This is a genomic window from Streptomyces sp. NPDC107517, assembly GCF_055582645.1.
On record NZ_JBVJPM010000001.1, the window covers coordinates 307,155 to 321,456 of the forward strand.

Sequence of the window (14,302 nt, forward strand, 5' to 3'; positions counted from 1 at the left end):
GACGCACCATGAAGAAGGGGGCCGCGATGGGATGGCACCAGGAGCTGCTGGTCGGCTTCGACCTGGAGACCACGGGGACGGATCCGCGCGAGGCGCGCATCGTCACGGGCGCGGTGATAGAGGTCAAGGACGCGAGGCCGCTGGGGCACCGGCAGTGGCTCGCGGACCCGGGGGTCGAGATCCCCGCCGACGCGGTCGCCGTGCACGGGATCAGCAATGAGAGAGCGGCGTCCGACGGCGAGCCGGCCGACCGGGTCGCGGACTCCATGGCCGAGACGCTCGTCGGGTACTGGCGCACGGGCGTGCCCGTCGTCGCGTACAACGCCGCGTTCGACCTGACCCTGCTCTCCGCCGAGCTGCGCCGCCACGGCCTGCCGTCGCTGCGGGAGCGGCTCGGCGGCATGGACCCGGCTCCCGTCATCGACCCGTACACGATCGACCGCTCGGTGGACCGCTACCGCAAGGGCAAGCGGAACCTCGAGGCGGTGTGCGCGGAGTACGGCGTGACGCTCGAGTCCGCTCACGACGCCTCCGCCGACGCCCTCGCCGCCGCGCAGCTGGCCGCCGCGATAGCCGGCCGCCACCCGAAGGTCGCCTCCCTCGGACCGGCCCGGCTCCACGAGTCCCAGATCGAGTGGTACGCGCAGTGGGCGGCGGACTTCCAGTCCTTCCTGCGCCGCAAGGGCGACGCACAGGCAGTGGTCGAGGCGGCGTGGCCGATGCGGGAGCTGACGGGGCCCGGGGTCTGAGTGGGGTGGGGCGGGGCCGCACGGAGACACCGGCCCGGGGCCGGTGAAGCCGTGAAGATCCCGCCGTCACCGGGCCGCCCTACACGGCCATCCGCCTCCACTGCTGCGACGCCGCACCCGTGTACGTCTGCTGGACGACCGCCGTGCCCGTCGCCGTGGAACCGCCCGCCGTGCCGAGGACCTTGCCCGTGCGGACACACACCAGCCGGACATGGCCGCCATCGGTGGACTCCGTGCGCCAGTGCTGGTTGTCGGCGCCGGTGGCCCGGTACTGGACGATCGGGGCGTTCTCCGTGGCCTGGCCGCCGCTGACGTCCGCCGTCAGGCCGGAGTGCACATTGGTGAGGCGGTGGCCGCCGTCCAGGGACTCCGCGAACTTCCACTGCTGCGACGCGCCGCCCGTGCGCGTGCCCAGGACCAGCGGCGCGGACTCGGCGGTCCCGGACACCTCGACCGCCATGCCGCTGTCGGCCCGGTTGACGAGAACGTAGCGCTGCGACGCGTACGAGGGGGTCAGGGTGATGCTCGCGCCCGGCTTCAGGCTCACGTCCTTCGTCCAGGAGCCGGCGCGCACGCGGGTGGTGCGGCCGCCGGTCGAGGTGAGCCGGAGCCTCGTCGCCACGCCGTCCTTCCACTCCAGGTCGGCCGTGAACCCGCCGCGCACGCCGATGCCGGTGACCTTGCCCGACGCACCCCACGCGACCGGCAGCGCGGGCAGGAGCTCGACGAGGCCCGGGCGGGAGTAGAGCAGCATCTCGATGACGGCGGCCGTCGTGCCGAAGTTGGCGTCGATCTGGAACACCGAGCTGTCGCCGCCCAGCTGGTACATGTCGAAGAAGTTGGGCGCGGTGCCGTTGCTGTGGTTCACGGAGGGCCGCAGCACCGTGCCGACGAGCTGGTACGCCTTCTCGGCGTCCTTCATCCGCGCCCAGCACAGGGCGCGCCACGCGCAGCCCCAGCCGTAGGTGTCCATGCCACGGGCCGTGAGGCCCTTGTCGACGCCGACGAGGACGTCGTGCGGGCTGCGGTCGCGGCTGACGCGGTCGCCGGGGAACAGGCCGACGAGGTGGGAGAGGTGCCGGTGCTGCGTCTCGCCGAGGTTCGCGCCGCCCATCCACTCCTCCAGCCACCCGGTGGCGGGGCTGACGCGCGGCAGGTACAGCCTGTTCTGGAGGGCGGCGACGCGGCGTGCGTACGCCTTGGAGGTGCCGAGGGCCGCCGCGGCGGTGCGGAAGTTCTCGAAGAGCTGCCAGACCAGCTCCTGGGCGTACGTGATGCCGCGCGCGTCGGTCGGGCCGTGCTCGGGCGACCAGTCGTGGTCGTCGACGAGGACCTCGGCATCGGCCCCGGTCTTCGGGTCCTTCACCGTCGCCGTGACGAGCCGCTTCTCCCAGAACGCGCAGGCGCCCTCCAGGAGCGGCAGGATCTTCGCCAGATAGCGCCGGTCGAGGGTGAACTCGTAGTGCTCGTAAAGGGAGTTGCACAGCCAGGCGTTGCCCGCCGGGTGCCACCACCAGCCGGGGCCGCCCATCGTGTTGGTGGAGATCGCGGTGGTCCAGCCGGCGATCTCACCGCTCGTGTTGCGGAAGCCGTTGCGCGGGTCGTTGAACAGCTCGCGGGTGGTCTTCTCCCAGTGCGGGACCTGGGCGAGACAGTAGTCGGCGAGAGCGTCGAAGCAGTCGGGCAGGCCGGTCCTGTCGGTGGGCCAGTAGTTCATCTGGAGGTTGATGTCGGTGTGGTAGTCCGCCATCCACGCCGGGTCGTTCCGGTCGATCCACAGGCCCTGGAGGTTGAGCGGCAGCGAGGAGCGCGAGCCGCACACGGTGAGGTAGCGGCCGAACTGGACGTACGACGCCTCGAGTTCGGGGTCGGGGCGACCGCCGGAGGCCTGCCGGGCCAGGAGGCGCTTGTCGGTGTCCAGAGCCCGTTGCGCTTCGGTGGACGCGCCCAGGTCGACGCTCATGGTGTCGAACAGGGCGCGGTGGTCGGCGACATGGGCGGCGAGGAGACGGGTCGCGCCGGCCTTCGCCGCGGCGGCGGTCCGCAGGGCGGCGGTGGCGCGCGGGTCGGCGTCGCGGTCGATGAAGCCGTCGGCGTCGGGGGAGTAGGAGGTGCCGCCGCTCAGGACGAGGAGCACCTCGTCGCAGTCCTCGAAGGTGACCGAGGAGCCGCTCGCGCCGACCGTGCCGCCGCGGTGCGTCGCCGCCCGCGCGACGGCGGCGTAGGCGAGGCCGTTGTCGAGTTTCGCGGCGAAGCCCGCTGACGCCGTGGCGGGGTCCACGGTGATCGGCTCGCCGCGCGTCCCGGTCAGGGTGAGGCGTCCGCGCCAGGTGCCGCCGCCGTCGCGGGTGAGCCGGACGACGATCACGTCGTCGGGGTGGCTGCAGTAGATCTCGCGCCGGAAGCGGGTGCCGCCGACCTCGTACTCCACCGTCGTCAGGCCGTTGCTGAGGTCGAGGCGGCGCCGGTAGCCGCTCACGGCGGACGGGTCGTGCCCCGGCACCTCCAGATACGCCTTGGTGAGGACGCCGTACGAGCCGAAGTGGGCGGTGTCGTAAGGGAACTGACCGTCGGACTCGAGCGCGTCGTTCGCTCCGCCCGTCCACAGGGTGACGTCCGAGACGGACAGGACCTCGCGGGACGGGTGGCCGGAGACGACGGCCCCGAGGCGGCCGTTGCCGATGGGCAGCCCCTCCCGCATTAGCAGGTCCTCCGCCGCCGGGGACCCGTAGCGCAGCGCGACCGCGTCGGCCTCGGGTACGAGGTGTGGCGCGGCCGGGCGCCCGCCGGGTCTCGGGGCTGCCTGTGCCGTGAAGGCGGGCACTTGGCTCAGGGCCAGGAGAGATCCGATGGCTGAGCCGTATTTGAGGACGGAGCGGCGGGAGACGGCGGAGCCGGGTTCGGGGTGCACGGGCATCAGGTCCTCCAGGCAAGGGTCGGCGAACTCCGCCGTACCTTGCTCCAGGACCTCGCCACGGGGAAGAGATCGGATGAATTCGGCGCGAAAGTCCAACAATTCCTGCGCGGGAGTCCAAATGCCCGTGCACGGGCGGAAGTTCAGCCGCGCGCCCCGAAGGAAGCCGTCAGAACGGGTACCAGCGCACCGTCGGATCCCCGTCCCGCAGAGATGCCACCCTGCGCTCGAACTCCGCGAGCGCCTTGGGGTTGGTCGGCGCGTGCTGGGCGACCCACGCGCAGCTCGCCGTCTCGCGCGCGCCGCGCAGCACGGCGCACCCGTCCCACTCCCGCACGTCCCAGCCGTACGTCCGCGTGAACGCGTCGTACGCCTCGGGGTCGAGCCCGTACCGGTCGCGGGAGAGCGCCATGACGACCAGGTCGTGCTCGCGCAGGTCGCAGGAGAACGTCTCCAGGTCGACGAGGACGGGTCCGTCGGGGCCGATGTGCACATTGCGCGGCAGCGCGTCCCCATGGATCGGGCCCGGCGTCAGGTGGGGGACGAGCGCCGCCGCCGCGTCCGCGAAGCCGTCGCGCCGTTCGCGCAGATACGCGGCGTCGGCGGGGTCGATCGCGTCGCCGGCGAGCCGCAGCCACCGCTCGACGCCGCCGAGCAGCTCGCGGCGCGGCAGCGCGATGGGCGGGGCGGGCAGGGAGTGCACGTGGCGGAGCAGCTCGGCCAGGTCGCGCGGCTCGGCGGGGCGCAGCGCGGCCGGAACGCGGTGCCACAGCGTCACCGGGTGACCGTCCACGAGGAGCGGCTCGGGCTCGGCGGCCCGTACGGCCGGCACGCCCTGGCCGGCGAGCCAGCCCGCGACGGCGAGCTCGCGCCGGGCCCGCTCCAGGAGCTCGGGGTCGCGGCCCACCTTGACCACCAGGTCGCCGAGCGCGAACACGGCGTTCTCGCCGAGCGCGAGCAGCTCGGCCGCCGGCCCGCCGCCCTCCGGCCCGCCGTCCCGCTGTCCGTCGCCGTGCTGTCCCCCGGGGAGCCCCGCCGCCGCGAGCACCTTCCGTGCCTGCGCCTCATCCATCACGTGCCTCCAGCCGATCCCATGGTCCGGGCCCAGTCTCGCACCCGTTTCACGTGCGCATACGCCCCGGTCGGCGCCGTAACGGACAACGTCGTGCGCAGCGGCTTGACGGGGCACGGGTCCCTCAGCACGATGACGGGGGCCGCCAGGGCCTTTCGCTTGGATCATGCCGAAGCCGAGTGGCCGCGCTCGTGAAGGGACGGCGTGCCGGACCTCGCGCCCCGCCATGACCCGCCGGACGGGCCCTGGGGCGGCCGGAGCCCCCACCCGCCGCCCGAAGGAGCCGAATCCGTGACCTTGACGACCGCGACGACGCGGCCGGTGAAGCGTGCGTCCGGGCCACCCGAGCGGGGGCGTCCGGCGGACCGCGGCGCCGCCTGGTTCCTGGTCCTGCCCGCCCTCATCCCCATCCTCGTGCTCAGCGTCGGGCCCCTCCTCTACGGCATCGCGCTGGCGTTCACCGACTCGCAGGCCGGCCGCACGGCGCCGACCCAGTGGGTGGGCGCGCTCAACTTCCAGGACCTGCTGCACGACACGCTGTTCTGGGACTCGTTCCGGATCGGCCTGCTGTGGGCGGTCGGGGTGACCGTCCCTCAGTTCCTGCTCGCGCTGGGCCTCGCGCTCCTGCTCAACCAGAACCTCCGCTTCCGCTGGCTGGCGCGGGCGCTCGCGATCATTCCCTGGGCCATGCCCGAGGTGGTCGTCGGCATCATGTGGCGCCTCGTCTACAACCCCGACGCGGGCATCCTCAACGAGACCCTCCGCGACCTCGGCCTCGGTGACGGGCGCGACTGGCTCACCGGCCTGGCGACAGCGCTGCCCGCCGTGATCGTCGTCGGCATCTGGGCGGGCATGCCGCAGACCACCGTCGCCCTGCTCGCCGGGCTCCAGAACACCTCGCCCGAACTCCACGAGGCCGCCGCGCTCGACGGCGCGGGCGCCTGGGGCCGCTTCCGCGCGGTGACCTGGCCCGCGCTCAAGCCGGTCGCGCTCGCCATCACCGCGCTCAACTTCATCTGGAACTTCAACTCGTTCGCCCTGGTCTACGTCCTGACCAACGGCGGCCCGGGCGGCCGGACCCGCCTGCCCATGCTCTTCGCCTACGAAGAGGCCTTCCGCTACGGCCAGTTCGGCTACGCGGCGGCGATGGGATGCGTGATGGTCGCGGTCATCTCGGTCATCCTCGCCTTCTACCTCGTGGGCCGGCTCAAGGGAGGCGACGAGCAGTGAGCCGTACCCGTACAGGCATCCGGCCGAGCAGGCCGGCGCGCGCGGGCCAGTACCTCGCGCTGCTCGCCTACCTCGTCTTCCTCGCGTTCCCGTTCCTGTGGCTGATCTCTACGGCGTTCAAGCCGCCCCGCGAACTCGCGAGCCTGCACCCCACGTGGATACCCAAGGACCCGACGCTCGCCAACTTCCGTCAGGCCTTCGACGAGCAGCCCCTCCTGAGGGCCGCCGCCAACTCCGTGCTCGTGGCGCTCTGCGCGGCTCTGATCGCCGTCGTCATCGCGACCCCGATGGCCTACGTGATGGCCCGCCACCGCTCGCTGCTGTCCCGCGCGGCGACGGGCTGGGTGGTGGTGAGCCAGGCGTTCCCGTTCGTCCTGCTGATCATCCCGCTCTTCCTGATCCTGAAGAACCTGCACCTGATCAACTCGCTGCCCGGCCTGACCATGGTCTACGTCGTGTGGTCGCTGCCCTTCGCGCTGTGGATGCTGGTCGGCTACGTCCGGGCCGTGCCGCCCGAACTGGAGGAGGCGGCCGCCGTCGACGGAGCCGGAAAGCTGCGCACGCTCGTCTTCGTCACGGCGCCGCTGCTCGCGCCGGGCCTGGTGGCGACGGCGCTGTTCGCGTTCATCACCGCGTGGAACGAGTTCTTCTTCGCGCTCGTCCTGATGAAGACCCCCGAGAGGCAGACGCTGCCCGTGATCCTGACGCACTTCCTCGGCGCGGAAGGCGTCGCCGACCTCGGGCCGCTGGCCGCCGCCGCGTTCCTCGCGACCCTGCCCTCACTGGTGATCTTCGCGCTCATCCAGCGCCGACTGACCGGCGGGATGCTGGCCGGGGCGGTGAAGTCATGAGGCGCGTACGCCGGCTGGCCGCCGTCGCCGCGGCCGTTGCCCTGCTGGTCACCGGCTGCTCCTCGGGCAAAACGGCCGACGACGGCAAGGTCACTCTCGAATTCCAGTCCCTCGCCTGGCAGAAGGAGTCCGTCGACGCCAACAAGCAACTCGTGAAGGAGTGGAACGCGGCGCACCCGGACATCCAGGTCAAGTACGTCCAGGGCAGCTGGGACAGCGTCCACGACCAGCTGCTCACCTCCTTCGAGGGAGGGGAGGCGCCGGACGTGATCCATGACGCCTCGGACGACCTCGCGGACTTCGCGTACGGCGGCTACCTCGCGGACCTGCGGGACCTGCTGCCCGCCCGCCTCAAGTCCGACATCCCGCAGCACAGTTGGGAGACAACGACCTTCGGTGACGGCGTCTACGGCGTGCCGTTCCTCCAGGAGCCGCGGGTCCTCGTCGCCAACGCGAAGATCCTCGAGGCGGCGGGCGTCCGCATCCCGACACCCGCGGATCCCTGGTCCTGGGAGGAGTTCAGGGCCATTGCGAAGAAGCTGAGCGGCGACAAGAAGTTCGGCGTCGCGTGGCCGCTGAAGGAGCCCGTCTCGGCGACCCTCAACCTCTCCCTCTCGGCCGGCGGGCGCATGTTCCACCGCGGCGCGGACGGCAAGGTGACGGTCCGCTTCGACGCCGCGGACCAGGTCCTGCCCCGTACGGTCCACGACCAGGTCGGCACCGACGGCAGCGCCTCGGGCGCGACGCTCGGCATGGGCGGCTCCGACACGCTCCCCGGCTTCTTCGCGGGCAAGTACGCGATGGTCCCGCTCGGCTTCTCCTATCGGCAGCAGATCGTCCAGCAGGCGCCGAAGGGCTTCGACTGGCAGGTGCTCCCGGCGCCGGCGGGACGTGACGGCCTGGCCCAGGGAGTGTCCCCGCAGACCCTGTCCGTCGCCGAGGACAGCCCGCACAAGAAGGAGGCGGCGCAGTTCATCGATTTCCTCCTGCAGCCGCCGAACATGGTGCGCCTCGCGCTCGGTGACTGGATGCTGCCCACCGGAACCGAGGCGCTGAAGGACCCGGCCCTGCACACGGAGAAGAACGACTGGGCGACCGGCACGGCCCTCGCCGGTGACCTCCGCTCGGCCCCGGCGCAGTCGGTGCGCGGCTACGCGGAGTGGAAGGACAAGGTGGCGACGCCCGCGCTCCAGGAGTACTACAGCGGCTCGATCGGCCTCGGCGAACTGCGCGACCGGCTGGTGAAGGACGGGAATCTGGTGCTCGCGAGATATCAGAGGTAGGGCGAAACCCGGAAGGGGGTCACATGTCGAGGACGAGGCGTGGGCCCCGGCAGCGCGAGACACAGATCATCAGCGTCTCGCCCGCCGCCCGCTCCTCGGCGCTGAGCACGGAGTCCCGGTGGTCCGCCGTACCCTCCACGATGTCGGTCTCGCAGGTCCCGCAGGTGCCTTCCGCGCAGGAGTACAGCACCTCGACCCCCGCCTCCCGCACCGTGTGCAGGATGCTCCGGCCGGGCGGCACGGTCAGGGTGCGGCCGGAGCGCCGCAGCTCCACCTCGAAGGCATGGTCCGTGCCGTCGGCGCCGTCCGGTCCGTCCTGCGCGGGACGGAAACGCTCGGTGTGCGCGGCGCCCCGGGCCTCGACGGCGTCGAGGAGCGGTCCCGGGCCGCAGCAGTAGACCAGGGTGCCGTCGCCGCCCGTGTCCGGCGGGCCGAGATATCCGTCGAGGTCGAGGAGCCCCGTCTCGTCCTCCGGCGCGACGCGCACCTTCGCGCCGTAGGCGGAGAGTCGATCGAGGAACGCCATCGAGTCGCGCGACCGCCCGCCGTACAGCAGGCTCCACTCGGCTCCCGCCTCTTCGGCGGCGGCCACCATCGGGAGGATCGGGGTGATCCCGATGCCGCCCGCCACGAAGCGGTAGCCCGGCGCCTCGTGGAGCGGGAAGTGGTTGCGCGGTCCCCGGACGCGGACGACCACGCCCGGGGTCAGCTTCTCGTGCACGTAGGCCGATCCGCCGCGTCCGCACGGTTCGTGGAGGACCGCGACGGTCCAGGCGGTGCGGTCGGCGGGGTCGCCGCACAGCGAGTACGGGCGGACCAGGTCGTCCGCGAGGACCAGGTCCACGTGGGCACCCGGCTCCCAGGCGGGCAGCGGCTCGGCCCCGGGGTGACGGAGTGTCAAGGAGATGACGCCGGTGGCCTCTTCGGTGCGCGCGGCGACGACGAGGTCGGCTTCGTAGGGCGGGGTCACCGGTCGTCCTCCAGGTGATCGGGGTGGGACAGCATCCACTGCCACATCGCCACGGGGTCCTGTGTGTCGTGCTCGGCCCCGCAGTGGCAGATGCCGTGCAGTTCGTCGGTGCCGGGGACCCAGTCGACGCGGTACACCTCGGCGGTGGGCGGGCGGCTCATCGCGCGACGGTGTCGGGGGTCGCGGACCGGTCGTCCCCGGCGGCGAGGCGGGCGAGGATCCGGCGGGCGGCGAGGCCGCCCGTGTCGATGTTGATGCTGAGTTCCTGGTAGCCGGCGGGCTCGGTGTCCAGGGCCTTCTGGAGCAGGTTCAGCGCGTTCACGTCCTGCATGACGACCTCGTGGTTGAAGTCGCGCAGGAACGTCGACATCTCCTCGTCGCCGTGGCCGAAGTCGCGGGAGACGGCCCAGAAGTCGTAGACCTGGTTCTGCGTGGACGGTGTGATCGCGTAGGTGATCTCCACGTGGAAGGCGTCCGGGTCGGTGCCGTCCGGGTTCGGCAGGACGCCCTGGGGGGCGATGCGGCTGTGCAGCAGGTACAGGCAGGGGGCGTGGTACTCGATGTCCTGCCAGCGGGTGATGCGGCCCTTGATGCCGGTGGAGTTGGCGTAGAACGGCGGACACTCGGCGTCGTCCATGTGCCGGCTGACGCGGACGATGCCGGCGCCCTCGTCGACCTCGGTCGTCATGGGGGTGTCGGCGACCTCGGGCGTGCCGATGTAGCCGCCGTGCAGATACGTCTCGTGGGAGAGGTCCATGAGGTTGTCGACCAGCAGGCCGTAGGCGGCGTCGATGGGCTCCATCCCGCCGACCGTCGTCCAGTGCGCGGAGTCGGCCAGGTGCGGGGCCCGCGGGATCGTCGTCGGGTCGGCCAGCGCCGGGTCGCCGATCCACACCCACACGAAGGAGTCCAGCTCGGCCACGGGGTACGAACTCACCCTGGCGGTACGGGGGATGCGCTTCTGCCCGGGGACGTACACGCAGGTGCCGGTCGTGTCGTAGGTGAAGCCGTGGTAGCCGCAGACCACCTTGTCGCCGTCGAGCCGGCTCTGCGAGAGCGGGAAGCGGCGGTGCACGCAGCGGTCGGCCAGAGCGACGACCTCACCCGTGTCCTCGGTCCGGTAGAAGGCGATCGGCTCGCCGAGGACGGTGCGGGCCAGGAGTTCCCGCCCGACCTCCGTCCCGTAGGCCGCGACATACCACTGGTTCCTGGCGAAGGCGGTCGTGTGAGGCATGGATGCGGCTCCCGTCTCTGATGGTGGTCGCATCGTCCGACAGGGCGTCAGGGGGGTGCAATACGGCTTCCGTCTCACGGAAGCGCCTTTATGTATGACCTGGTCAGAGCGGGGTTCGGATCCAGGAGAGGTATCGGGAGACCCCCGGATTCCGTGACGACTCGACCGCCGTGTTCCGGCGGTTCAGGAGCTCTGCCGCCGCAGTCCAGCGGGCTCGGTGTGCCCCTCGGCCCCTCGGAGGTCCGCGTGACACCGGCCCGGGCGGGGTCCGGGGGTGGCCGTAGCCCGACTGTGTGACGCGCCCGGCTGAAGTCCGGCTGTTTTGCGTGCCGGTCTGCCCCATCGCGGTGCGGGGTGCTTTCGTCTGGGGGCCGGGTGTGCGACGGCTCCTGTGTCTGCCTGACGGGCCGGCCGACGTTCCGTCTTCCTCCTGCGCGTCGTGCGGTCCTCGAGGGCGTCCGTCGAAAAGGCAGAAGGAGAGAACTGGTGGCAGGAAACTCCAACGAGAGCCGCGGGACGGTGTCCGCGCAGCTCCTCAAGGGCCAGAAGGCGCTCGTGACCGGTGCCAACTCGGGCATCGGCCGGGCGACCGCCATCGCCCTGGGCCGGGCCGGAGCGGACGTGGTGGTGAACTACGTCGTGGGTGCGGAAGAGGCGGACAAGGTCGTCAAGGAGATCGAGGGCTTCGGTGTCCGCGCCTACTCCTACCAGGCCGACGTGTCCCACGAGGACCAAGTGACCGCCATGGTCGCGCGGATGGTCGAGGAGTTCGGCACCATCGACATCATGGTGGCCAACGCGGGCCTCCAGCGGGACGCGGCCGTCACCGAGATGTCCCTCGCCCAGTGGGAGAAGGTCATCGCCGTCAACCTGACGGGCCAGTTCCTGTGCGCGCGTGAGGCCGCCAAGGAGTTCATCCGGCGCGGCGTGGTGGAGGAGGTCTCCCGTTCGGCGGGGAAGATCATCTGCATGAGTTCGGTCCACCAGATCATCCCGTGGTCGGGGCACGTGAACTACGCCTCCTCCAAGGGCGGTGTGGGCATGCTGATGCAGACCCTCGCCCAGGAGCTCGCGCCCAAGCGGATCAGGGTCAACGCGATCGCACCCGGCGCCATCCGCACGCCGATCAACCGCGACGCCTGGTCCACCCCCGAGGCCGAGGCCGACCTCCTGCGCCTGATCCCGTACCACCGCGTGGGCGACCCGGACGACATCGCCAACGCCGTCGTCGCCGTGGCGTCCGACCTGCTCGACTACGTCGTCGGCACCACCCTCTACGTCGACGGCGGAATGACGCTCTTCCCCGGCTTCGCCACCGGAGGCTGATCTCCGATGCGGGATCACGTCACGCCCCGCCGGGTGGTGATCCTCGGCGGAGGATTCGCGGGGCTGTTCGCCGCCCGTGCCCTGCGGAAGTCACCGGTCGCGGTGACCGTGGTCGACCGCCGCGCCCACCACCTCTTCCAGCCGCTGCTGTACCAGTGTGCTTCGGGGATCCTGTCCGAGGGGCAGATCGCACAACCGCTCCGCGGGGTCCTGCGGCGCCATCACAACGTGCGCTGCGTGCTTGCCGAAGCCACCGACGTGGATGCCGACGCCCGGCTGGTCCACGCCCGGCGACCCGAGGGCGGAGACGTCGTGCTGCCCTACGACGATCTGATCGTCGCGGTGGGCATGCGTCAGTCCTACTTCGGGCACGACGAGTTCGCCGAGCACGCCCCCGGCATGAAGACCCTGGACGACGCGCACGAGATCCGCCGGCGGATCTACCGGGCATTCGAGATGGCCGAAACGGCGGCGGACGAGCGGGAACGGCAGCAATGGCTCACCTTCGCCCTCGTGGGCGGCGGGCCGACCGGTGTCGAACTCGCGGGCCAGATCCGGGAGATCGCCGGCCACACGCTCGACCGGGAGTTTCAGAACATTGATTCCGCCAAGGCCCGGGTGCTGCTTTTCGAGGGGTCCGACGCGGTGCTGGGTGCGTTCGGCCCGCGACTGGCCCACCGTGCGGCCCGCACCCTGCGGAGTCTCGGAGTGGAGCTCCACCTGGGCACCAGGGTCACCGACGTTCGCGCGGACGGCCTGACGGTACGAGACCACGACGGCAGGACGACCCGGTTCGACGCACGCACCGTGCTGTGGACGGCGGGCGTCGAGGCGCCGCCGATCGCGGCCGCGCTGGCCCGCGCGACCGGTGCCGAACAGGACCGGGCCGGACGCATCCTCGTCGAACCCGACCTCACCGTCCCCGGCCATCCGGAGATCCGCGTCACGGGCGACGTGATGAGCCTGAACCGGCTGCCGGGACTGGCGGAGGTCGCCATGCAGGCGGGTGCGTACGCGGGCCGGAGTGTGCGCCACGCCGTCGAAGGCAGGACGAAGAAGCCGAAGCCCTTCAAGTACGTCGATCTCGGCAGTGCCGCCTACATCGCCCGCGGCCGGGCTGTCGTCAAGGCCGGCCCGCTGCATCTGTCGGGCTTCACCGGCTGGCTCGCCTGGCTCTTCATCCACCTGGCCTTTCTCACCGGCTTCCGCAGCAGACTGGGAGCGGTGCTCAGCTGGTCCGTCGTCTTCGCCACCGGCTCGCGCCGCGAACGCGCCTTCACCATGCCCGACACCGACGTGACGGCGGCCCGTGCGGCCGGGCCGAGGGCGCCTGAGCCTGACTGAGGCCGGCTGCGGCCGGCCTTCTGCGGGCACCCTCTGCGACCTGTCCCTCCGCAGCCCCGCCACCTGCGCAGGGCAGACCATCGAGGCTCACATGCTCAGCACCGCTGCCCTGCTGGCGAACAGCACACCGGCCCAGCTCCTGCCGGCCCGAGAGGTGATGGCCTTCACCCTGGCCTCGCACATCCTGCTGGTCCCGTTCGGCGTGGCCCTGCCGTTCATCACCTTGCTCATGCACCACCGCGCGCTTCGCCGCAACGACCCCGTCGCCCTCACGCTCGCCCGGCGCTGGTCGGCGGTGATGGCCGTTCAGTTCGCCGTCGCCGTCGCCGTCGCCGTCGCCGTCGGCGTCGTCACCGGCACCGTCCTGTCCTTCGAGTTCGGTCTGCTGTGGCCCGGCATGATGCGTCGCTGGGGCGATGTCTTCGGCCTCGGGTTCGGCATCGAGGCGTGGGCGTTCTTCCTGGAGGCCGTCCTGATCGCGATCTACCTCTACGGCTGGCGCCGGCTCAAGCCCTGGACCCACTTCTGGCTCGCCGTACCGCTGCCCCTGGCCGCCCTGATGGGGGCGTTCGGCATCATCGCGGTCAACTCCTGGACGAACACCCCGCAGGGTTTCCGCCTGGACGCCCAGGGCAATCCCCTCGCCGTCGATGTACGGCAGGCGATCTTCACACCGATGTCCGGCCCGGAGTACTGGCACTTCGTGGTCGCGATGCTCCTGACCGCCGGCTACGTGGTCGCCGGTGTGTACGCGGTCGGCCGGCTGCGCGGGCGCCGTGACCGCTACCACCGGCTCGGCTTCACCGTGCCGTTCACGGTCGCCGCGATCCTCACTCCGGTCCAGTTCGTGCTCGGTGACTCCGCCGCTCGCGCCGTCTTCCACAAGCAGCCGATCAAGTTCGCCGCCACGGAGGTCGTCTGGAAGACCGACACCCATGTACCGGAGTACATGTTCGGGCGCCTGCATCCCGACGGGACGGTCTCCGGCGGCCTCAGGATTCCCCAGGCCACGGTCCTGCTCGTGTGGCGCCGCTCCTACGGCTGGTCCCGCTGGACCTCGGTGGCGAGCGTCGCCCTGGTCATCGGCGCCTGGGGCTTCGCGCAGCGGCCGTACGTGCTGCCCACCTCGCTGACGGTGGCCGAGGCGGCCGGCGCCGCTCACACCTTGCGCTGGCTGATGATCGTCACCGCCATCGCGATCCTGCTGGTCGGTCCGGCGCTGGTGCTGCTGTACCGGCTCGACACGATGGGTGAGCTGGAGGAGCTCACCGACGCCGACACACGGGCTGCCGGAACGCCCGGCGACAACCTGTAGCGGTGCCCGGCCGG

At 71.5% G+C, this 14,302-nt stretch carries 12 protein-coding genes; 7 read left to right on the plus strand and 5 right to left on the minus strand.

The annotated features are described in order from the left end of the window. The first annotated feature begins 26 nt into the window (after positions 1-26). Positions 27-749, plus strand: coding sequence for an exonuclease domain-containing protein (locus ACZ67T_RS01280; protein ID WP_469981350.1), 723 nt, complete (start codon positions 27-29; stop codon positions 747-749). A gap of 79 nt (positions 750-828) precedes the next feature. Here the strand turns inward: ACZ67T_RS01280 and ACZ67T_RS01285 are convergent, their stop codons facing one another. Together ACZ67T_RS01285 and ACZ67T_RS01290 are read right to left on the minus strand one after the other, a co-directional pair. After that, positions 829-3,666, minus strand: a complete 2,838-nt coding sequence (locus ACZ67T_RS01285; RefSeq protein ID WP_469980856.1) for a glycosyl hydrolase family 95 catalytic domain-containing protein — start codon at positions 3,664-3,666, stop codon at positions 829-831. A 166-nt stretch (positions 3,667-3,832) separates the two neighbouring features. Next, positions 3,833-4,735 carry a phosphotransferase enzyme family protein gene (locus ACZ67T_RS01290; protein ID WP_469980857.1) on the minus strand — a complete coding sequence of 301 codons (903 nt, stop codon included), beginning with the start codon at positions 4,733-4,735 and terminating at the stop codon, positions 3,833-3,835. A gap of 297 nt (positions 4,736-5,032) precedes the next feature. On the opposite strand from ACZ67T_RS01290, the gene ACZ67T_RS01295 reads away from it, so the two are divergent. From ACZ67T_RS01295 to ACZ67T_RS01305, 3 genes are read left to right on the plus strand one after another with little or no spacing between them, the layout of a single operon-like run. Continuing rightward, positions 5,033-5,965, plus strand: a complete 933-nt coding sequence (locus ACZ67T_RS01295; RefSeq protein ID WP_469981351.1) for a carbohydrate ABC transporter permease — start codon at positions 5,033-5,035, stop codon at positions 5,963-5,965. A gap of 17 nt (positions 5,966-5,982) precedes the next feature. After that, positions 5,983-6,816: a carbohydrate ABC transporter permease gene (locus ACZ67T_RS01300; RefSeq protein ID WP_469981352.1), complete on the plus strand. Its 834-nt coding sequence runs from the start codon at positions 5,983-5,985 to the stop codon at positions 6,814-6,816. Beyond that, positions 6,813-8,099 (plus strand): ABC transporter substrate-binding protein, encoded by a 1,287-nt coding sequence (locus ACZ67T_RS01305; RefSeq protein WP_469980858.1) that lies wholly within the window; start codon positions 6,813-6,815, stop codon positions 8,097-8,099. The genes ACZ67T_RS01300 and ACZ67T_RS01305 overlap by 4 nt, the downstream gene beginning before the upstream one ends. A gap of 19 nt (positions 8,100-8,118) precedes the next feature. On the opposite strand, the gene ACZ67T_RS01310 is transcribed toward ACZ67T_RS01305, so the two are convergent. Genes ACZ67T_RS01310 through ACZ67T_RS01320 form a run of 3 tightly spaced genes read right to left on the minus strand, consistent with a single transcriptional unit; the run spans position 8,119 to position 10,303 of the window. Further along, positions 8,119-9,069 (minus strand): PDR/VanB family oxidoreductase, encoded by a 951-nt coding sequence (locus ACZ67T_RS01310; RefSeq protein WP_469980861.1) that lies wholly within the window; start codon positions 9,067-9,069, stop codon positions 8,119-8,121. Beyond that, on the minus strand, positions 9,066-9,230 hold the full coding sequence (locus ACZ67T_RS01315) for a hypothetical protein (RefSeq protein WP_382477499.1): 165 nt from the start codon (positions 9,228-9,230) through the stop codon (positions 9,066-9,068). The genes ACZ67T_RS01310 and ACZ67T_RS01315 overlap by 4 nt, the downstream gene beginning before the upstream one ends. Beyond that, the gene (locus ACZ67T_RS01320) at positions 9,227-10,303 is read right to left on the minus strand and encodes a Rieske 2Fe-2S domain-containing protein (protein ID WP_469980862.1); all 1,077 of its coding nucleotides are present in this window, start codon (positions 10,301-10,303) and stop codon (positions 9,227-9,229) included. Before ACZ67T_RS01320 ends, ACZ67T_RS01315 begins: the two co-directional genes overlap by 4 nt. Before the next feature lie 486 nt (positions 10,304-10,789). Here ACZ67T_RS01320 and ACZ67T_RS01325 point away from each other — a divergent pair, with 486 nt between their 5' ends. The 3 genes from ACZ67T_RS01325 to ACZ67T_RS01335 all read left to right on the plus strand — a co-directional run bounded on the left by ACZ67T_RS01325 (position 10,790) and on the right by ACZ67T_RS01335 (position 14,288). Continuing rightward, positions 10,790-11,629 carry an SDR family oxidoreductase gene (locus ACZ67T_RS01325; RefSeq protein WP_469980864.1) on the plus strand — a complete coding sequence of 280 codons (840 nt, stop codon included), beginning with the start codon at positions 10,790-10,792 and terminating at the stop codon, positions 11,627-11,629. 6 nt (positions 11,630-11,635) lie between these two features. Beyond that, positions 11,636-12,973: an NAD(P)/FAD-dependent oxidoreductase gene (locus tag ACZ67T_RS01330; RefSeq protein ID WP_469980866.1), complete on the plus strand. Its 1,338-nt coding sequence runs from the start codon at positions 11,636-11,638 to the stop codon at positions 12,971-12,973. A gap of 91 nt (positions 12,974-13,064) precedes the next feature. Further along, entirely contained in the window at positions 13,065-14,288 is a 1,224-nt protein-coding gene (locus ACZ67T_RS01335; protein WP_469980868.1) for a cytochrome ubiquinol oxidase subunit I, read from the plus strand. Positions 14,289-14,302 lie beyond the last annotated feature (14 nt).